The 18,167-nt window shown below is 57.6% G+C and carries 17 protein-coding genes and 1 tRNA gene; 8 read left to right on the top strand and 10 right to left on the bottom strand.

The window, feature by feature from the left end; all coding sequences use genetic code 11:
* Positions 1-134: 134 nt before the first annotated feature.
* The 4 genes from hpnJ to dxs are packed head-to-tail and all read right to left on the bottom strand — an operon-like array spanning position 135 to position 5,312.
* Positions 135-1,565: a hopanoid biosynthesis associated radical SAM protein HpnJ gene (gene hpnJ, locus AB7D48_RS13845; protein WP_427980308.1), complete on the bottom strand. Its 1,431-nt coding sequence runs from the start codon at positions 1,563-1,565 to the stop codon at positions 135-137.
* Positions 1,566-1,587: 22 nt separating this feature from the next.
* Positions 1,588-2,715 carry a bacteriohopanetetrol glucosamine biosynthesis glycosyltransferase HpnI gene (hpnI, locus tag AB7D48_RS13850; protein WP_427980201.1) on the bottom strand — a complete coding sequence of 376 codons (1,128 nt, stop codon included), beginning with the start codon at positions 2,713-2,715 and terminating at the stop codon, positions 1,588-1,590.
* Between the two features lie 36 nt (positions 2,716-2,751).
* Positions 2,752-3,363, bottom strand: coding sequence for an ABC transporter substrate-binding protein (locus AB7D48_RS13855; RefSeq protein WP_427980203.1), 612 nt, complete (start codon positions 3,361-3,363; stop codon positions 2,752-2,754).
* 17 nt (positions 3,364-3,380) lie between these two features.
* Positions 3,381-5,312, bottom strand: coding sequence for a 1-deoxy-D-xylulose-5-phosphate synthase (dxs, locus tag AB7D48_RS13860; RefSeq protein WP_427980205.1), 1,932 nt, complete (start codon positions 5,310-5,312; stop codon positions 3,381-3,383).
* Positions 5,313-5,621: 309 nt separating this feature from the next.
* Between dxs and ispH the strand changes: the two genes are divergently transcribed.
* Both ispH and hpnH read left to right on the top strand, forming a co-directional pair.
* Positions 5,622-6,602 carry a 4-hydroxy-3-methylbut-2-enyl diphosphate reductase gene (gene ispH / locus AB7D48_RS13865; protein WP_427980207.1) on the top strand — a complete coding sequence of 327 codons (981 nt, stop codon included), beginning with the start codon at positions 5,622-5,624 and terminating at the stop codon, positions 6,600-6,602.
* The gene (gene hpnH / locus AB7D48_RS13870) at positions 6,587-7,750 is read left to right on the top strand and encodes an adenosyl-hopene transferase HpnH (RefSeq protein ID WP_427980210.1); all 1,164 of its coding nucleotides are present in this window, start codon (positions 6,587-6,589) and stop codon (positions 7,748-7,750) included. Before ispH ends, hpnH begins: the two co-directional genes overlap by 16 nt.
* Before the next feature lie 27 nt (positions 7,751-7,777).
* Here the strand turns inward: hpnH and AB7D48_RS13875 are convergent, their stop codons facing one another.
* The 3 genes from AB7D48_RS13875 to AB7D48_RS13885 form a co-directional block, all read right to left on the bottom strand.
* Entirely contained in the window at positions 7,778-8,425 is a 648-nt protein-coding gene (locus AB7D48_RS13875) for a hypothetical protein (protein WP_427980213.1), read from the bottom strand.
* Between the two features lie 34 nt (positions 8,426-8,459).
* Positions 8,460-8,534: transfer RNA gene (locus tag AB7D48_RS13880), tRNA-Lys, on the bottom strand.
* Positions 8,535-8,683: 149 nt separating this feature from the next.
* Positions 8,684-9,739, bottom strand: a complete 1,056-nt coding sequence (locus tag AB7D48_RS13885; RefSeq protein ID WP_427980215.1) for an NAD(P)-dependent alcohol dehydrogenase — start codon at positions 9,737-9,739, stop codon at positions 8,684-8,686.
* Positions 9,740-9,926: 187 nt separating this feature from the next.
* On the opposite strand from AB7D48_RS13885, the gene AB7D48_RS13890 reads away from it, so the two are divergent.
* The 5 genes from AB7D48_RS13890 (at position 9,927) to AB7D48_RS13910 (ending at position 14,803) form a co-directional block, all read left to right on the top strand.
* Positions 9,927-10,805 (top strand): class II glutamine amidotransferase, encoded by an 879-nt coding sequence (locus AB7D48_RS13890; protein ID WP_427980217.1) that lies wholly within the window; start codon positions 9,927-9,929, stop codon positions 10,803-10,805.
* The gene (locus tag AB7D48_RS13895) at positions 10,802-11,518 is read left to right on the top strand and encodes a protein glxC (RefSeq protein WP_427980219.1); all 717 of its coding nucleotides are present in this window, start codon (positions 10,802-10,804) and stop codon (positions 11,516-11,518) included. Before AB7D48_RS13890 ends, AB7D48_RS13895 begins: the two co-directional genes overlap by 4 nt.
* Before the next feature lie 2 nt (positions 11,519-11,520).
* The gene (locus AB7D48_RS13900) at positions 11,521-12,858 is read left to right on the top strand and encodes an FMN-binding glutamate synthase family protein (protein ID WP_427980221.1); all 1,338 of its coding nucleotides are present in this window, start codon (positions 11,521-11,523) and stop codon (positions 12,856-12,858) included.
* Positions 12,859-12,942: 84 nt separating this feature from the next.
* Positions 12,943-14,244, top strand: a complete 1,302-nt coding sequence (gene glnT, locus AB7D48_RS13905; protein ID WP_427980223.1) for a type III glutamate--ammonia ligase — start codon at positions 12,943-12,945, stop codon at positions 14,242-14,244.
* A 79-nt stretch (positions 14,245-14,323) separates the two neighbouring features.
* Positions 14,324-14,803 carry a GNAT family N-acetyltransferase gene (locus AB7D48_RS13910; RefSeq protein WP_427980225.1) on the top strand — a complete coding sequence of 160 codons (480 nt, stop codon included), beginning with the start codon at positions 14,324-14,326 and terminating at the stop codon, positions 14,801-14,803.
* A gap of 73 nt (positions 14,804-14,876) precedes the next feature.
* Here AB7D48_RS13910 and AB7D48_RS13915 read toward each other — a convergent pair whose 3' ends face one another.
* Complete coding sequence (locus AB7D48_RS13915) at positions 14,877-15,476, bottom strand: superoxide dismutase (RefSeq protein ID WP_427980226.1); 600 nt, start codon at positions 15,474-15,476, stop codon at positions 14,877-14,879.
* A gap of 50 nt (positions 15,477-15,526) precedes the next feature.
* Here AB7D48_RS13915 and AB7D48_RS13920 point away from each other — a divergent pair, with 50 nt between their 5' ends.
* Positions 15,527-16,231, top strand: coding sequence for a phytoene/squalene synthase family protein (locus AB7D48_RS13920; RefSeq protein ID WP_427980228.1), 705 nt, complete (start codon positions 15,527-15,529; stop codon positions 16,229-16,231).
* Here the strand turns inward: AB7D48_RS13920 and AB7D48_RS13925 are convergent.
* Positions 16,215-17,141 carry an oxidoreductase gene (locus tag AB7D48_RS13925; protein ID WP_427980230.1) on the bottom strand — a complete coding sequence of 309 codons (927 nt, stop codon included), beginning with the start codon at positions 17,139-17,141 and terminating at the stop codon, positions 16,215-16,217. The genes AB7D48_RS13920 and AB7D48_RS13925 overlap by 17 nt on opposite strands.
* Positions 17,138-18,133, bottom strand: coding sequence for a porphobilinogen synthase (gene hemB / locus AB7D48_RS13930; protein WP_427980231.1), 996 nt, complete (start codon positions 18,131-18,133; stop codon positions 17,138-17,140). The genes AB7D48_RS13925 and hemB overlap by 4 nt, the downstream gene beginning before the upstream one ends.
* Positions 18,134-18,167 lie beyond the last annotated feature (34 nt).

The following is an 18,167-nucleotide window of genomic DNA, read 5'->3' on the forward strand; positions in this document are numbered from 1 at the left end:
CTTCGAACCCGCACCCTCTGGGTGATCCATCAAACGCGCCCCTCACGGCCATCAACACCATGATTTATATCGGAAATATTGAGATCCTGACAGCAAAATCAGCGATTTACTTGGGGAATGTGGGATAGAGTGCTTTACGCTAGCTTGGTGCCGTGGCGTTCTTTCAGGAATGCCTTGAATTCCAGTCCTTCGCGTAGGCGGCGCACCAGCATTTGCGGCGAAAGCGCCATCTCCTTCAGGATCGACAGGATCTTTGATGGGCGGAAATAGAATTCACGATAAATCTGCTCCACCGCATCGAAAATCTCCTTATGGGAAAGATGCGGATAATGCAGTGGCGCAATCTGTACGCCGTGCTCGTCGATCAATTCCGCATGTTCAATATCAAGCCAGCCTTCCCGCACCGCCTGATTATACAGGAACGTGCCTGGATAAGGTGCGGCCAAGGAGACCTGGATGGTGTGCGGATTGATCTCTTTGGCAAACGCAATCGTTTCCTTCAGCGTCTCCCTCGTTTCACCAGGCAGACCGACGATGAAGGTGCCATGAATCATGATGCCGAGCTTGTGGCAATCGGCCGTGAAGCGCTTCGCCACCTCGATACGCATGCCTTTTTTGATATTGTGCAGAATTTGTTGATTGCCGCTCTCATACCCGACCAGCAACAGGCGCAGGCCGTTTTCCTTCAACACCTTCAGGGTTTCATAAGGCACATTGGCCTTGGCGTTGCACGACCAGGAGATGCCTAGCTTGCCCATTTCCCTTGCGATCTCTTCAGCGCGGGGAAGGTTGTCAGTGAAGGTGTCGTCATCGAACATGATTTCCTTCACGGTTGGGAACAGTTCGATGGCGCGCTTGACCTCTGCGATCACGTTCCCAACCGAGCGGGTGCGGTATTTGTGTCCGCCCACGGTCTGCGGCCAGAGGCAGAAGGTGCAGTGTGATTTACAGCCGCGGCCGGTATAGATGGAGATATAGGGGTGCTTGAGATAGCCGATGAAGTAATCCTCCATCTTCAGGTGCTTCTTGTACACATCCACGACGAAGGGCAGTTCGTCCATGTCCATGAGCAACGGGCGATCTTCGTTTTTTACGATTTCGCCAGCTTCGTTGCGCCACCAGATACCCTGCACCTCGGCAAGCGGCTTGCCTTCGGCGATTTCCTTGATGGTGAAATCGAACTCATTGCCGCAGACGAAATCCAGAACCGCCGCGCGTTCCATGGATTCCACCGGCTGCACCGCCACCTTGGCGCCGATAAAGCCGACTTTCATGGAGGGGTTCAATTTCTTGAACTCCTCGGCCACCTTCACGTCGTTCCCGAAGGAAGGGGTGGAGGTGTGAATGATAAGCAACTGGTGTGTTTTCGCGTATGGCAACACATCCGCCATGGTCAGGCGGGCAGGGGGGGCGTCGATCAGGGTCGAATCAGGCAACAATGCCGCCGGCTGAGCCAGCCAGGTCGGAAACCAGAAGCTCTTAATCTCGCGGCGTGCCTGGTAGCGTGATCCGGCGCCACCATCGAACCCGTCGAAGGAGGGAGGTTGCAGGAACAGTGTTTTCATCGTCATGTTGTCACTCACTCTTTCAACCTGGGCCAGGCCGACCTGAATCGGCCATCATGGACTGCCCGCGCCAATCGACCCGGTTGCCCGTGAAACTCGCAATATAAATGATCGTGGAGAAGAAATCACGCAACAGGAAAAGCCAGACATCTCCCGTGCGGGGTAAGCGCAGCGCGGCTTCGACCCGCCAAGCGGTTACGACCCGCACGGCGAAAATACCCAGCATCAATAGCAGGCTCCAGATGGAAAAGCCTGAGATAAGAACCGTCAGAAGTGCCCAGAGCAGCGTAATCTGCAGAACCGACGCCGCATAGGCCATGGGTACGAGAGCCCTGATGGTCCGAGCCCAGCGCAACTCATGTCCGAATAAGGCGCTTAAGCTGGTTTCCGGTACAGTCGTGGCGGGAACGACCCGGGCCAGAGATATCTTGTATCCCGCAGCCCGGACCAGGCGGCCCAGCACTTGGTCGTCTGCCAGATGGTTGACCAAGGCCGTAAACCCACCGATCTCGGCCAACACTGATTTCCGAATCGCCATGGTGGCACCCATGCAATCCTGGCGTCCCAATCGCCGGGCCAACAATGCGCCTGGGAGGAAGTTTTGATTGATCTGGGCGCTTCCCAATCTCGCCGGCAGCTCCGCCCCTCCCGGCAAGCCCGTATAGAGCGTGGTGACCAAGCCTGTTTGGGGCTCTTCCAGCGCGGCGACTATGCGGTCGAGATAGTAGGGGGGAACATGCACGTCAGCGTCGGAGATAACCAGAACCTCGTGCTTTGCAAGAGGGGTCATATTGATAAGGTTGGAAACCTTTCCGTTGCGCCCGTGTGCCATGTCATTGATCATCAACGCGGTATCGCATTCAGGATAACGGGCCCGTAACCTGGAGAGAGTTTTCAGAATCGGGTCGCTGTTGCTTTGCACGCCAAAGACAAGCTGATACACGGGGTAGTCGAGCAAAAAAAACGATTCAAGCGCCGTCTCACTCAATGATTCGACCCCGCAAAGCGGCTTTAAAATCGTGATGCCGGGCTTGATAGTAGGAGAACGTGGCGTTTGCGAGCAAAAAAACTCTGTCAGGCTGGCGCCAAGAATTTGCTGAACGGCCCCCACAAGGGCCAATAACGCTGTAAGAATGGCGAGTATCTGCAAGGTTCGTGGCTGTCGCTTGGATGGAAAAAGGTAAACCTAGCCGCCTTGAAGCGTCTTGATCTTGGATTTGAGGGCGGCAATCAGCTGAGAAGCATCACCGGATTTAACCTTAGAGGCAAAGTCAGAGGCATGCACAGCAACTTGGCTGATCGTGCCGTTTAGAAGCACATCATTGATTTTCCAGCCATTTTCTGTGTTTGATACGACATAATCGATCACCACGCCGCTTCCATCCGAAGAGGCCAGTTTCGTTTCGATGATCTTCTTGTCGCCCAAGGGCTTTTCATCGGGCAGGATGGACAGTTTTTGTCCATTATAGCCGTTAAATTGAGAGACATAGCTGGAGATGGTGAACTGTTCGAGCAGCTCGATCAGTTCATTTTGCTGGTCGGGGGGCAGGGTGGACCATAAAAAGCCAACGGAGTTCTTGGTCACCTCTGGGAAATCGTAGGCGGATTCAACAATAGGGGCCAGCGTTTTGTAGCGGGCCTGGAAATCCTGTCCGGCGGCGGCTGATTTCATGGCGGCGAGCAGGCCGGTATCGAGTTCCGACACGGGACTGCTGGGGGACGTCGCCGCATGGGCGGAGGGCATGATAAGCAAGCTGGCGGCCAGAGCCAGGGCAGGAAAGCGGATGCTGTTTTTCATGCGCTTTATATAAGCTCCTATTGTGCCGGAAGAGCGACAAAATCAGGGCGGAATTCCGCATTGATCGCGGACATGGCATTGGCCACGATATGCTGGGTCGATAATCCCGCCTCAATCAACTGTGCCGCTGGTGTGTTATGGTCGATTAACCGGTCCGGCAACGTCATAGGGCGGAATTTCAGGCCCTTATCGAACCCGCCCCGCCAAGCTAGATGATGAGCGACAGCTGCGCCGAACCCGCCCGCGGCTCCTTCTTCGATGGTGATCAGAACCTCGTGATGTTTGGCAAGCTGATCCACCAGCGTGGTGTCCAATGGTTTCATGAAGCGGGCATCAGCCACGGTAGCCGGAAAACCCCGCGCCGCCAGTTCATCGGCCGCAGCCAGCGCATCGGCTAGACGTGTACCCAGCACCAATAGGGCGATGCGTCCGCCCTCACGCAAGATCCGGCCCTTGCCGATCTCCCACGGGGTGCCGCGCTCGGGCAGGGGAACGCCGAAACCCTCTCCACGGGGGTAGCGGAACGCGGAAGGGCGGTCGTCGATCGCGGCGGCGGTGGCGACGCAATGCATCAGTTCCGCTTCATCCGAAGGGGCCATGATGACCATGCCGGGCATGGGGCCAAGATAGCAGAGATCATAGGCTCCGGCATGTGTCGCGCCATCCGCTCCGACCAAGCCGGCCCGATCCATGGCGAAGCGCACGGGCAGGCTCTGCAGCGCGACATCGTGTACGACCTGATCGTATCCGCGTTGCAAAAAGGTTGAGTAGATCGCACAAAACGGTGCCATGCCTTCGGTCGCCATGCCGGCGGCAAAGGTTACGGCATGCTGTTCCGCAATGCCGACATCGAACATGCGGTCGGGGAATTTCTGGGCGAATTTATCCAGCCCTGTTCCGCCTGGCATGGCGGCTGTCACGGTCACGATATTCGGATTCTGCTCCGCTTCGGCGATCAACGCCTTGGCGAACACGTTCGTGTAGGTCGGTGGGCCAGGCGGTGCCTTTTTCTGCTCTCCGGTAATGACATTGAACTTTGAAACGCCGTGATATTTGTCTCCAGCGGCTTCCGCGGGCGCATATCCCTTGCCTTTCTGGGTGACGACATGCAGGAGCACGGGAGCCTGAGCGTCCGAATCGCGCAAATTGCGCAACACCGGGAGCAGATGCTCCATATTATGGCCGTCTAGAGGGCCCACATAATAGAAGCCGAGTTCCTCGAACAATGTGCCGCCCGTGAGGATACCACGGGCATACTCCTCCGCCTTGCGGGCCGTCCGTTCGATCGGGCGGGGAAAGCGCTTGGCCATTTTCGCGGCGAAGTCGCGCAGAGACAGAAAGCTGCGCGAGGAAATCAGCGCGGACAAATAGGCGCTCATCGCCCCGACGGGTGGCGCGATCGACATGTCGTTGTCGTTCAGGATCACGATCAGCCGAGATTTCATCGCTCCGGCATTATTCATGGCTTCATAAGCCATACCGGCGCTCATTGACCCATCGCCGATCACCGCGATGACATTACGCGGCGGTTCCTCATGCTTGATGTCCCGGGCCACGGCCATGCCGAGCCCGGCGGAAATCGAAGTGCTGGAATGTGCGGCCCCGAACGGATCATATTCGCTTTCAGAGCGCCGGGTGAAGCCGGACAAGCCGCCAGGCTGGCGCAGCGTGCGAATCCGGTCCCGCCGTCCAGTCAATATTTTATGGGGGTAGCATTGATGGCCAACATCCCAGATGAGCCGGTCGCGCGGTGTATCGAACACCGCATGAATGGCAACGGTCAATTCCACCACGCCCAGAGAGGAGCCGAGATGCCCGCCTGTCACCGACACAGTGTCGATGGTCTCGGCGCGCAACTCGTCAGCTAGTTGGCTGAGCTGTTCGGTGGAAAAGTTCCGTAGATCGGCGGGAATATTGACCCGGTCAAGCAAGGGGGTTTTGGGTGGCATCAGATAATTCCTCCAAGGCCCCATATCATTTCGGTCCCCATTCTCGTTTCCGTCATCCACTCTAACCTGTTCATAAACGGCCAAACCCGATTCGGGATGGCGGCCATAACCCTGTTCATCTCAAACACATAGGCGACCATCGCCCGAAAAGCCAGAAGGCCCATGAAAAGGCGCATCAGCGCCCTTGTCATTTTGGTTTGGAGGCACCACTCAAGGTAAGCATATGCTTGCGGATTGTAGAGGCAATGACCTATTGCTGGCGCGAGAATGCGTTACGGCGTGGCTCATAGGCAACAGGATAGTAAAGACATGGATGGTTCACAGGCCCCGAAGACATTGCGAGTGATTCTCGCGCAGCCTCGTGGCTTTTGCGCGGGCGTCGAAAGGGCGATCGACATTGTGGAACGTGCGCTGACCAAGTTCGGCCCCCCCATCTATGTCCGGCATGAGATCGTTCATAACCGCCATGTGGTCGAGGACCTGCGGTCCCGCGGCGCCGTGTTCGTTGATGAGCTGGACGAAGTCCCCGAAGGCGCCTGGACCGTTTTCTCCGCCCATGGCGTGGCGCGCAAGGTGGTCCAGGCCGCGGCCGAGCGTAGCTTGCCCGTGATCGACGCGACCTGCCCGTTGGTGGCCAAGGTGCATGCCGAAGGGCGCCGTTATGCCGCGCAGGGCCGCGAGATCGTGCTGATTGGTCATGCCGGGCATGCGGAGGTCGAGGGGACGGTCGGCCAGATCGATGGCACCGTATATCTCGTTCAGACGGTCGAGGACGCGGAAAGGCTGCAAGTTAAGGATTCGGAGAAGCTTTCTTATATCACGCAGACAACCCTGTCCGTGGATGACACGCGTGGGATCATTTCGGCTCTGAAGGAAAGATTTCCCGCCATTGTTGGGCCGGATGTCAAGGATATCTGCTATGCGACCCAAAATCGTCAGGAGGCCGTACATCATCTGGCGGAACTGGTGGACTTGATTTTGGTTGTTGGAAGCAGAAATTCTTCTAATTCCAATCGCCTGCGCGAGATCGGGGCTGAGCTGGGCCGCCCGGCCTATCTCATCGACGATGCCAACGCATTGAAGGCAGATTGGTTCCAGGGCGTGACCAAGGTGGGACTTACCGCTGGCGCCTCCGCGCCGGAGGTGCTGGTCCAGGGGGTTATCGAGGGGTTAAGGCAATTTGGCCGGGTGGAGATTGAGCTGCTGGCGGGAACGCCAGAAGATGTTAAGTTTAAACTCCCAGCTGAAGTAGCTGAAGTTTACGGATATAACAGATGGGTGTGCCGTTGACTCAAGCTCTCCGTGTTGGGGGCTATATCCTGAAGCAGCATCTGAAAGGCAATAAGCGCTATCCGCTGGTGCTGATGCTTGAGCCGCTGTTCCGCTGCAATTTGGCCTGTCAGGGCTGCGGCAAGATCGACTACCCGAACGAGATCCTCAACCAGAGGATTTCTGTCGCGGATGCGGTGCAGGCCGCGCGGGAGTGTCCGGCGCCGATCATTGCGATCGCCGGTGGCGAACCCTTGCTGCACCGGGAGATGCCGCAGATCGTCGAAGCCTATCTGAAGATGGGCAAATTCGTGATTTTGTGCACCAACGCGCTGCTGCTGGAGAAGAAAATCGATCAGTACAAGCCGCACAAGAATTTCTGCTGGGACATTCATCTAGACGGCGATAAGGAGATGCACGACCGCTCTGTCGATCAGGCGGGGGTGTATGAGCGTGCCGTGGATGCCATCAAGCTTAGTAAATCCAAGGGATTCCGTACCTCCATCAATTGCACTTTGTTCGATGGTACTGACCCGGACCGCGTAGCGGCCTTCCTGGATACCGTCGCGGATCTTGACATCGAGGGGGTGATGACATCCCCGGGTTATGCGTATGAGCGTGCCCCGGATCAGGAGCATTTTCTCAACCGTCAACGCACCAAGGAATTGTTCCGCGCGATCTTTCGGCGCGGCAAGGAGAGTGCCAAGCGCGGCAAGAAATGGAAATTCACCCAATCCCCGCTCTTTTTGGACTTCCTGGCCGGAAATCAGACCTATGCCTGCACCCCGTGGGGTAATCCAACACGCAACGTGTTTGGCTGGCAGCGCCCCTGCTATCTGCTGGGCGAGGGCTATGCCAAAAGCTTCAAGGAGTTGATGGAAACCACCGACTGGGACAAATACGGTGTTGGAAATTATGAAAAATGTTCCGATTGCATGGTGCATTCAGGGTTTGAGGCCACGGCGGTGATGGATTCCGTTAAACACCCCTGGAAGATTGCTCAGGTTGCCTTGGGGGGCATTAAGACCGAAGGAGCCATGGCCAAGGATATTCCGCTGGATAAGGCCCGTAAGGCGGAATTTGTGTTTTCCAAGCATGTGGAAACCAAAATGGCGGAAATTCATGCCGCTAAGGCTGCCCGTGGGGCGCCGTTGCCGGCAGCGGAGTAAGCCTCAACCGCTCCCGGCAGACCTTCTTCAGGCGGATGCTGGGAGCGTTTTCAAACGGGCGAGCAAGGCGCGCCTAGCCATCTTGGCGTCACGGCCAACAGCGATCAGCCCGGGGATTTGCGATGGCTGTTTGACGATGGAGTGGATGAGCCTCACCAAGTCCAGGCTACCATCTTCTTTCAGGGCCACGAGGGCAGCCGGGGGTAAGGTCCGTTCGGCGGGGTCCGCGACTCCCCGCAAAACCGCGAATGGAATATCATGCCGTTTTGCTGTTTCAGCCAAGGCGCCTGATTCCAAATCGATCGCTATCGGTTGGTTGCATTGATATAAAAGGGCTTTTGCTTGAGCCGAGGCGGCAATTTCCCGCCCTCCTAGAATCATGCCAGAGGTTGCGCCGCCCAGAAACGTCGTAAGTCGAGAATCACATGGGTAGGCTTGCGTGTCAGAGATCACCACGGCAGGCACCAGAACGGCTCCTGGCTGCACCCCAGGGCGTAGACCGCCCGCTAGACCAAAGCTGATCAATGCCTGTGCGCCAGCTTGGATCAGATATTCAGATGCATTCTTGGCGCCGCGCGGTGTGCCGCCGCCGGGTTTGACCATGAAACCAGCTTTGCGAAGCCAGCGCGCTTCCGCCTGTAACCCGGTGACAATGCCGATTTGGGCTCGATTCATATAAAATCCCAGATGGCCTGCCACGCATTTGACTTGGTGAGCCCGGTGGGGGTCGAACCCACGGCCAACCGATTAAAAGTCGGTTGCTCTACCACTGAGCTACAGGCTCTGACCAAGGCGGCGCGGGAATTAACCCGCTCTCCAGCGAGGCTGCAAAAACCATCTTTCCCCATGTTAAGTCAACCCGTCGGTCGCTTATGCATTGGCCTCACAGCATAAAAACATGTCCGAGCGGCGGGGTTTTTATATTTCCTTGTTTCAAGAGGCCTTCAGTGTCGTCATATCGATGCAAAACCTGTATTTGACGTCGCTTTTCAGCATACGTTCATAGGCTTCGTTGATTTTTTGAATGGGAATCATCTCAATTTCGGCGGTGATGTTGTGCTTGCCGCAGAAATCGAGCATCTCTTGTGTTTCCCTGATGCCACCGATGATGGAACCGGCGAAATTACGGCGCCGGAACAGCAAAGGAAAAACGGCAATCGGCAAGGGGTATTCGGGCGCGCCTACTTGCACCATGGTTGCATCGCGCTTCAGAAGGTTAAAAAAAGGTGCCAAATCATGAGACGCGGAGACCGTATCTATGATCAGATCGAAGCTTTCAGCATGCTCGGCCATTTGGCTCTCATCCTTGGAAAGGATGGCGATATCGGCGCCAAGTTTTTTCGCATCCCCGATTTTGCTGGCTGAGGTCGTGAACAAGGCTGTTTCCGCCCCCAGGGCGTGTGCGAGTTTGACGCCCATGTGGCCCAGCCCACCCAGCCCGATGATCCCCACTTTCTTGCCTGGCCCAGCTCCCCAGTGACGTAGCGGGGAATAAAGAGTAATGCCGGCGCAAAGCAGCGGTGCCGCGGCCGCCGGATCAAGATTTTCTGGAATCCGCAGCACGAAGTTTTCATCAACGACGATTCGATCCGAATAGCCTCCTTTCGAGGGTTCGTTAATCGTCTTGTCCATGCCGCCATAGGTCTGGCCGCTCATCCCTTCAGCGCAATATTGCTCAAGCCCCTCCTGGCATGACGCGCAATTGCGGCAGCTATCCACCATGCAGCCGACCCCAACCAGATCTCCCGCCTTGTATTTGGTGACGTCCTGCCCCACGCTCTTCACTCGACCGATGATCTCGTGCCCTGGTACCGCCGGGTATTGAGTAAAGTGCCACTCATCACGGGCAAAATGCAGATCTGAATGGCAAACGCCGCAAAACATGATCTCGATTTCGACGTCTCCCCGTCCGACATCTCGGCGATTGAAGGTCAGGGCCGCAAGGGGGGAAGTAGGGCTGCTGGCCCCGTAACCGGTACAAATAAGCATGATTAAACCCCGGGTTATAAGCGAGGGGTGGATATTGGCGGCCGATTTTGAAAATCAACCTCATTAATGTCTTGGGGGTTAAGATATCAAACGGTAGTTTCTTTATAAGAATTCTTTGTTCTTGATGGTTGACAGAAGAGAAGCCGCTCTTATAGCTTAAGCCAAGTGAAAAGGAGACTTGGACGGCATGTGTGGGATCGCGGGACTGTTCCTGAAAAATACGGCATTGGAAACGCGTTTAGGTGCGTTGATGGCCGACATGCTTAATGTGCTCACAGAACGGGGGCCGGATTCGGCGGGGTTCGCCGTTTATGGTTCCGGTATGCCGGGATGTGTGAAATTCACTGTCCGCGTTCAACCGGGGTTTGATGTCTTGTCTCTACCCGCCAAATTCGATGCCACCGTCGCCGAGCATGGTGACCATGCCGTGATCAGTGTTCCCGCCGCCCGCGCGCTGGAGCTGCGGGCGGTGCTGGAGCGCCGCCCGGACGTTACGATTGTTTCCACGGGCAATCGGATGGAGTTGTTCAAGGGGATTGGTTTGCCAGAAGACGTTGGCACACGATTTGGGCTTGCGCGCATGTCTGGCTCGCACGCCATTGGCCACACCCGCATGGCGACTGAATCGGCCGTGACAACCGAAGGGGCCCATCCTTTCTCCACGGGGGCGGATCAGTGTCTCGTGCATAATGGGTCACTGTCCAATCATAACGATGTCCGGCGTAACCTGATCCGTGAAGGTGTTCATTTTGCAACGCAAAATGACACGGAGGTTGCGGCGGGCTATCTGTCCCACAAGCTCCGGGAAGGGGCCAAGCTGGATGAGGCCTTAACCTCCGCGCTGAACGATCTCGATGGGTTTTATACCTTTGTCGTTGGTACGGAGACCGGTTTTGGCGTGCTTCGGGATCCAGTGGCCTGTAAGCCCGCGGTGATGGCCGAAACCGATGATTATGTGGCCTTTGGGTCTGAATATCGGGCTCTGGCCGGTTTGCCTGGGATCGAGGCGGCTCATTTATTCGAACCGGAACCTGCAAAAGTTTATTTCTGGGAGCGTGCGGCGTGAGCTCTGTATTGCCAAAAAATATTGAAGAAGCAGCGACGTTTGACTTGGCTCAGGCTGAATTGCGGGAGCTGAATGCAACTCTCCAGGCCTTGCCGGCCGATACCAACCAGACGAGTTGGGCGGTCCTCAATCCACGCGGAGCTCATGCATTGGCCGTGGGGCTTACGGCTCCGGTCACGGTCACCATCCAAGGTCATGCAGGTTATTATTGCGCGGGCATGAATGACGGTGCCGCCGTCGTCGTCGATGGCAATGTTGGCACTGGCGTGGCTGAGAACATGATGTCCGGTACGGTGCATGTAAAAGGAGACGCCAGCCAGTCCGCGGGTGCCACGGCACATGGCGGCTTGCTCATTATCGAGGGCAATGCCTCGGCACGGTGTGGCATTTCCATGAAAGGGCTGGACATCGTGGTGAAAGGCAATGTCGGCCATATGAGTGCTTTCATGGCCCAAAGTGGTAATCTCGTTGTCTGCGGAGACGCGGGAGAGGCGCTGGGGGATTCCCTCTACGAAGCACGGATTTTCGTGAAGGGGAAGGTCGCCAGTCTGGGTGCCGACTGTGAGAAAAAAGAGATGACCGCCGAAGACAAGGACATTCTCTCGGCGCTTCTGCAGAAAGCGGGTATCGAAACAAAGCCAGAAGCGTTCACCCGCTACGGTTCCGCCCGTAAACTCTATCATTTCCACGTCGATAACGCAGGTGCGTACTGACCATGAACGACAGCCCCGTCTCCCATATGCCCCGGACCTTGCCGCGCTTTTCCGCGACTTTCGACCAACATACGATTTCCGAAATCCATCGCGCGGCCGCGACTGGTATTTACGATATTCGTGGAGGCGGAACCAAGCGAAAGCTGCCGCATTTCGACGACCTGCTGTTTCTGGGGGCGTCCATGTCCCGTTATCCGTTGGAAGGGTATCGGGAAAAATGTGGCACGGATGTCGTGTTGGGTACGCGCTTCGCCAAAAAGCCGATTCACCTGAAAATTCCCGTGACGATCGCGGGCATGTCTTTCGGCGCGCTTTCAGGCAACGCCAAGGAGGCTTTGGGACGTGGCGCCACGGCGGTTGGCACGTCAACCACCACGGGTGACGGCGGCATGACGCCTGAGGAGCGAGGCCATTCCGAAACCTTGGTTTATCAATATCTGCCGTCCCGTTACGGGATGAATTTGGCTGATTTGCGGAAGGCCGATGCCATTGAGGTCGTGGTGGGGCAAGGGGCCAAGCCAGGTGGCGGCGGCATGCTGCTCGGGCAAAAAATCTCCGCCCGTGTCGCGCAGATGCGTAACCTGCCTGAAGGGATCGACCAGCGCTCCGCCTGCCGCCACCCGGACTGGACCGGTCCGGACGATCTTGAGATCAAGATACTTGAGCTGCGTGAGCTAACCAATTGGGAGAAGCCAATCTATGTGAAGGTTGGTGCCTCACGGCCTTATTACGATATTGCCCTGGCTGTGAAAGCCGGTGCCGATGTCGTGGTGCTGGATGGCATGCAGGGCGGCACCGCCGCCACGCAGGAAGTGTTTATCGAACAGGTTGGTATTCCCATCCTCTCTGCGATTCGCCCGGCCGTGCAGTCGTTGCAGGATCTGGGGATGCACCGAAAAGTTCAACTCATCGTCTCCGGCGGCATCCGCACCGGCGCGGATGTAGCCAAGGCGATCGCCCTGGGCGCGGACGCGGTGGCGATCGGCACCGCAGCCCTGATCGCGCTGGGCGATAATTCTCCTGAATTCGAGGAGGAATACCAAAAGCTCGGCACCACGGCGGGCGCCTATGATGACTGGCATGAAGGGCGTGACCCAGCTGGCATCACTACCCAGGACCCCGCATTGGCCGCGCGTCTAGACCCGGTCATGGCCGGTCGGCGTTTGGCCAACTACCTCTCTGTCCTGACGCTGGAAGCGCAGACCATCGCGCGGGCTTGCGGCAAGAGCCACCTGCATAATCTCGAACCGGAGGATCTGGTGGCGCTGACGCTGGAAGCTTCAGCCATGGCCCAGGTGCCTCTGGCGGGAACCAACTGGATCCCTGGCAAGACATTCTAATACGCGAAACCAAAAAATATTGGCGATAAAATGCCACACACGCGGCATGCTGCAACAAGATCGAACAGGACCTAAGGCAAGAACATGGCGATTGAGCTGGCCGAAAAGGCAAAAGAACTCGGACTTAAATATTTTCTGATTTCCTACACTGACCTTTTCGGCAGCCAGCGCGCCAAATTGGTGCCGGCTTCCGCGATTGCGGGGATGCAGAAGAATGGCGCTGGTTTCGCGGGGTTCGCGACATGGCTGGACATGTCGCCCGCTGACTCCGACATGTTCGCGGTTCCCGATCCGCAGACATTGACGCCGCTGCCCTGGAAGAAGGAAGTCGGCTGGCTGGCGTCCGACATTCATATGAATGGCAAGAAAGTGGAGCAGGGGCCTCGTCTTGTTCTCAAGCGGGTGATGGAGCAGGCCCAAACTCAAGGCTATCAGCTCAAGAGCGGCGTGGAATGTGAATTTTTCCTGACCCTGCCCGATGGCTCCGCGATCTCCGATCCGTTGGATACCGCCGCCAAACCCTGCTACGATGCCAGCGCCCTACTGCGCCGCTACGATGTCATTACCGAGATCTGCGACGCGATGCTGGAGCTTGGCTGGGGCGCCTATCAGAACGACCACGAGGATGCGAACGGCCAGTTCGAAATGAACTGGAACTATGACGACGCATTGCTCACCGCCGACCGTCACGTCTTTTTCAAGTTCATGGCGAAATCCATCGCAGAGAAGCATGGCTTGCGCGCGACCTTCATGCCGAAGCCCTTCCTGGGGCTGACCGGCTCTGGCTGCCACGCGCATGTCTCGCTCTGGAATGGCGATCAGAATTTGTTCGAGGACGAGGCGGGTGAGTTGGGTGTTTCCGCGTTGGGTTACAATTTCATCGGTGGCGTGATCGAACATGCGGACGCGTTGGCCGCCATCACCAACCCGACGGTGAACAGCTATAAGCGCATCAATGCCCCGCGGACCATTTCCGGCGCGACCTGGGCGCCAAACACGGTGACCTACTCGGGCAATAACCGCACCCATATGGTGCGTATCCCCGAGCCGGGCCGGTTCGAGATGCGCCTTGCCGACGGCGCGACCAACCCCTATTTGCTACAGGCCTCTATCCTCGCGGCTGGGTTGGATGGGATTTCGAAAAAGACCGACCCCGGTAAACGCCTCGACATCAACATGTATACTGATGGTCACACCGTGACGGATGCCAAGCGCCTCCCGCTGAATCTGCTGGACGCGCTGCGTGCCCTGGAAGCTTCTGAAACCCTGAAGACCGCTTTGGGCGCTTCTTTCGTGTCTTCCTACGCCAAGCTCAAGCATGGTGAATGGAATGCCTACGCGGCGCATCTTTCTGAGTGGGAGCGTCAGGCGACATTGGATTGCTGAGCCTGTCGCGCATCTGTGCCAAATCGCCGCACCGGGGGTATGCCTTGCCAATATCTGGCGATCCATGCAGCATGCTGGCATGATCACCAGATTATCCCCGGCGGTGCCTGCTTTCGAGGCTCTGCGAACCCTTAATAACGAGCACGCGCAAGAGCTGTCCCACGCCAATACGGACCGTTTCAGCTTACTGCTGGAGCGGTCCTTTTTTGCGGCTTCCATCAATGAAGCTGATGCTTTTCTGATCGCCTTCGACCAGGACGCGGATTATGATTCGCCTAATTTTCTCTGGTTTCGTGAACGGTTTCTGAAATTTGTCTATATAGACCGGGTGGTGACGGCGCCCGCCGCGCGTGGGCGGGGCCTTGCCGTGACCTTGTACGATACCTTGTTTCAGGAGGCCCGGGCGGCGGGCCATACGCTTGCGGTGTGCGAGGTGAATCGCCACCCTCCCAACCCGGTTTCGGAAGCATTTCATGCCCGTTTCGGCTTCGTGCAGGCCGGAAAGGCAGATCTCCCAGCAAGCGGCAAAACGGTTCATTACCTTGTCAAGACGTTATAGCCCGGCAAGGCACGGACCATGAAAAACCCCCGGACCCAATGGCGCCGGGGGTTGAAGGGAGATGTTGAGGTAATTAGAGCTGGGCTTCGGCGTACTCGTAATTTGCCAGCTTATTCAGATAGTTGGTGATATAGTCCAGACGGCGGTTACGGAAGTCCAGATAGTAGCTGTGCTCCCACACATCCAGGGCCAGCAACACCTTGCCTTCGCCGGTGGCGAGCGGGTTGGAGCCGTTCGGGGTCTTGGTAACCTTCAGCTTGCCGTCGGCGGCCAGTACCAGCCAGGCCCAGCCGGAGCCGAATTGTCCTATGCCAGCGGCTTTGAAGGTCTCTTTGAAGGCGTCAACCGAACCAAAATCCTCGGTGATCTTCTTTTCAAGCTTACCGGGCATCTTGCCGCCGGTCGGGCTTAGATTTTTCCAGAACAGAATATGGTTCCAATGCTGGCCGGCATTGTTGAACACGCCAGCCAGATCGGGCTTGCTGTAGGAGAGTTGCACGATCTCTTCGAGCGATTTGCCCTGGAGGTCGGCATTTTTCTCGACGAAGCCGTTCAGCGCCGTCACATAGGCTTGGTGGTGCTTGCCATGATGTAATTCCAGTGTTTCCTGGCACATGCCCGCTTCAGCCAGCGCGGAGGTGGTGTAAGGGAGGGTAGGCAGTTCAAACGCCATGTTGGCATACTCCAATTTGTTTCGCCGCCTCGATTAGCTATGGAGTGTTCATGTCCCCGTCAAGCGATGACACCCTTTTATCCAGCCTGCGGCGCACCGATCCCGACCGGTATTTCGCGACGCTTTTCGCCCCGGCGCGGATGCGCGGAACCTTGGCGCTTCTCTATCTTTTCAACCATGAGCTGGCGAGGGCGCGTGAAGTCGCAAGCAGTCAGATGCTGGCCCTGATCCGCCTGCAATGGTGGCGCGAAGTGGTGCAGGGCCAGCGCCGGCAGCATGAATTGGCCATCCCGTTGGCCAACGCGCTGGAGGCGGGGCGCATGCCGAGGGAAGATCTTTTGGCATTGATCGATGCCCGTGAGGCCGAGACGGACGAGCAACTCCCAGATCTGCCCGCTTTTTTGTCCTATGCGCGGGGCACGGGCGGACGGCTTGCCCGTATTGCCGGCAAGCTTTTGGGGGCGGACAGCATGGCGATCGAAGATCTGGGCACAGCCTATGCGATCTCAGGCATTTTACGCTCAGCCCCGTTCCTGGCGCGCCAGGGGCGTTCCCTGATGCCCGGTGATGGCACCGCGCCGGACATGCTGATGGCGCAGGCTCGGACCTTGCTGAAGGCTCGGCCGCCACGCGGCGTATTCGCCGCCTGGGCACCGGCCGCCTTCGTCAGGCATGATCTGGGCCGCCCCTACGTCGCCAGGGGGCTGGTGGACCGCCTTGCCGTGCTGCGCGCCGCTGTCATGGGGCGGGTTTGAGAAGCGCGCCCGTCAGTTTTTCAGCGATCCGCCATAGCTTCTGCCCGGACATTGCATCTAACGCTTTCGTCTCGATTTTAGCGCGGCCGGGAAGGCCACGGCATTCAAACCAGCCTTGAGGGCCATAATACCCGCCTTGCGGGGCATCTGGATCAATGGCCGCCAGGATCAAAGGCCAAGCCCCCGCATCGCTTGGCTGTTGAATGAATGGCGCGGCGAGTTTCTGAAGCAGAGCAATCATGCTGTTGCGCCCCGGTCCGTTAGCCACCAGCTCCGTCGCCGCGATGCCCGGATGCGCCGCCAAGGATAAGATCCCCCAGCCATTTTGCGTTGCCCGGCGGCCAAGTTCCTCGGCAAAAATCAGCATGGCCAGCTTGCTTTGCCGGTAGGCGTTCCAGGCGCTGTAACGGCGCTCACATTGCAGGTCGTCCCATGCCATCACGCCTTGCCGGTGCGCGACGGAGGAGATCTGGATAACCCTCGGCGCTTCAGCATTCATCAACTGTTCCAGCAGCAGGGCGGTGAGCAGAAAATGTCCGAGAAAATTTACGCCAAATTGCAGTTCAAACCCCTGGGCGGTGATCTGGCGCGTGGGGGGAGCCATCACTCCGGCATTGTTCAGCAGAATGTCGATTTGACCGCCGCGTTCCTTGATTTTGGCGGCGAACCCGCGAACGGAGTTGAAATCGGCCAGATCCAGAATCTCCAGCCTTGCCCGTCCAGGGGCTTGCGCCTCGATCCTGGCAAGTGCCTCGCCGCCACGCTGAGCATTCCGGCAAGCAAGTACCACTTGGGCACCGGCGCGGGCCAATTCCAATGTCGCATAATAGCCAATGCCGCTATTCGCGCCGGTGACAATCGCTGTCTGGCCTGAGAGGTCCGGAAGCCGCGCGCCGGGCCAAAGGCTCATTTGCCTTCCAGAAGCCGCGCCGCCTGCACGGCATGATAGGTAAGGACGCCAGAACAGCCCGCCCGCTTAAAGCAGATCAGCGCCTCCATCATGGCCTTGTCATGATCGAGCCAGCCATTGCGCGCCGCCGCTTCGATCATCGCATACTCGCCGGAGACCTGATAAGCGAAGACCGGCATGCCAAAGGCGTCCTTCACCCGGCGGATGATGTCCAGGTAAGGCAAGCCAGGTTTCACCATTACCATGTCCGCGCCCTCGGCAATATCCATTGCCACTTCGCGCAGCGCTTCATCGGAGTTGGCCGGGTTCATCTGGTAGGTCTTCTTGTCTCCCTTCAGGGCCCCCTGGCTGCCGATGGCGTCCCGGAAGGGCCCGTAAAAGGCGGAGGCATATTTTGCCGCGTAGCTCATGATGCGGGTATGAATAAGCCCTTGCTTGTCCAGCGCCTCGCGCAGCGTCTTGATCCGCCCGTCCATCATGTCGGACGGCGCGATGAAGTCGATGCCCGCCTCGGCTTGATTCACGGCCTGGCGCGCTAAAATATCCACGCTTTCATCGTTGGCGACATAGCCGTCGCGGATCACCCCGTCATGGCCATGGTCCGTATAAGGATCGAGTGCCACGTCGCCCACCAGCGCCATTTGTGGAAACTCACGCTTCAGCAACCGTGCCGCGCGGCAAATCAGGTTTTCCGGGTTAAGGGCCTCGGTGCCCTCTGGGTTCTTGTGTTCGGCCGGTGTCGCCGGAAATAAGGCCAGGGCCGGAATCTTTAGGTTTGCCGCTTCTTCGACATAAGCCGCCAGACCATCCAGACCAATCCGGTACACACCGGGCATGGCCGAGACCTCGACCGGGTCGCCACCGCCATCGCGAATGAAAATGGGCCAGATCAGATCATCCACGGAAAGTTTCTGTTCGGCCACCATCCGGCGAGTGGCATCGTCGAAGCGGTTGCGGCGTAGCCGCGTGAGAGGAAATCTTTGTTCAAGCATGCGCGGATGCTACTCCAAATGTGCCCTCATGGCG

This window comes from Acidocella sp. (assembly GCF_050253495.1).
GTDB lineage: Bacteria > Pseudomonadota > Alphaproteobacteria > Acetobacterales > Acetobacteraceae > Acidocella.

What these genes read in the sequence shown, in the direction of transcription:
- hpnJ (WP_427980308.1), bottom strand. Translation starts at nt 1,565, where the DNA reads ATGAAAACACTGTTCCTGCAACCTCCCTCCTTCGACGGGTTCGATGGT.
- AB7D48_RS13855 (WP_427980203.1), bottom strand. Translation starts at nt 3,363, where the DNA reads ATGAAAAACAGCATCCGCTTTCCTGCCCTGGCTCTGGCCGCCAGCTTG.
- dxs (WP_427980205.1), bottom strand. Translation starts at nt 5,312, where the DNA reads ATGCCACCCAAAACCCCCTTGCTTGACCGGGTCAATATTCCCGCCGAT.
- ispH (WP_427980207.1), top strand. Translation starts at nt 5,622, where the DNA reads ATGGATGGTTCACAGGCCCCGAAGACATTGCGAGTGATTCTCGCGCAG.
- hpnH (WP_427980210.1), top strand. Translation starts at nt 6,587, where the DNA reads ATGGGTGTGCCGTTGACTCAAGCTCTCCGTGTTGGGGGCTATATCCTG.
- AB7D48_RS13875 (WP_427980213.1), bottom strand. Translation starts at nt 8,425, where the DNA reads ATGAATCGAGCCCAAATCGGCATTGTCACCGGGTTACAGGCGGAAGCG.
- AB7D48_RS13885 (WP_427980215.1), bottom strand. Translation starts at nt 9,739, where the DNA reads ATGCTTATTTGTACCGGTTACGGGGCCAGCAGCCCTACTTCCCCCCTT.
- AB7D48_RS13890 (WP_427980217.1), top strand. Translation starts at nt 9,927, where the DNA reads ATGTGTGGGATCGCGGGACTGTTCCTGAAAAATACGGCATTGGAAACG.
- AB7D48_RS13900 (WP_427980221.1), top strand. Translation starts at nt 11,521, where the DNA reads ATGAACGACAGCCCCGTCTCCCATATGCCCCGGACCTTGCCGCGCTTT.
- glnT (WP_427980223.1), top strand. Translation starts at nt 12,943, where the DNA reads ATGGCGATTGAGCTGGCCGAAAAGGCAAAAGAACTCGGACTTAAATAT.
- AB7D48_RS13910 (WP_427980225.1), top strand. Translation starts at nt 14,324, where the DNA reads ATGATCACCAGATTATCCCCGGCGGTGCCTGCTTTCGAGGCTCTGCGA.
- AB7D48_RS13915 (WP_427980226.1), bottom strand. Translation starts at nt 15,476, where the DNA reads ATGGCGTTTGAACTGCCTACCCTCCCTTACACCACCTCCGCGCTGGCT.
- AB7D48_RS13920 (WP_427980228.1), top strand. Translation starts at nt 15,527, where the DNA reads ATGTCCCCGTCAAGCGATGACACCCTTTTATCCAGCCTGCGGCGCACC.
- AB7D48_RS13925 (WP_427980230.1), bottom strand. Translation starts at nt 17,141, where the DNA reads ATGAGCCTTTGGCCCGGCGCGCGGCTTCCGGACCTCTCAGGCCAGACA.
- hemB (WP_427980231.1), bottom strand. Translation starts at nt 18,133, where the DNA reads ATGCTTGAACAAAGATTTCCTCTCACGCGGCTACGCCGCAACCGCTTC.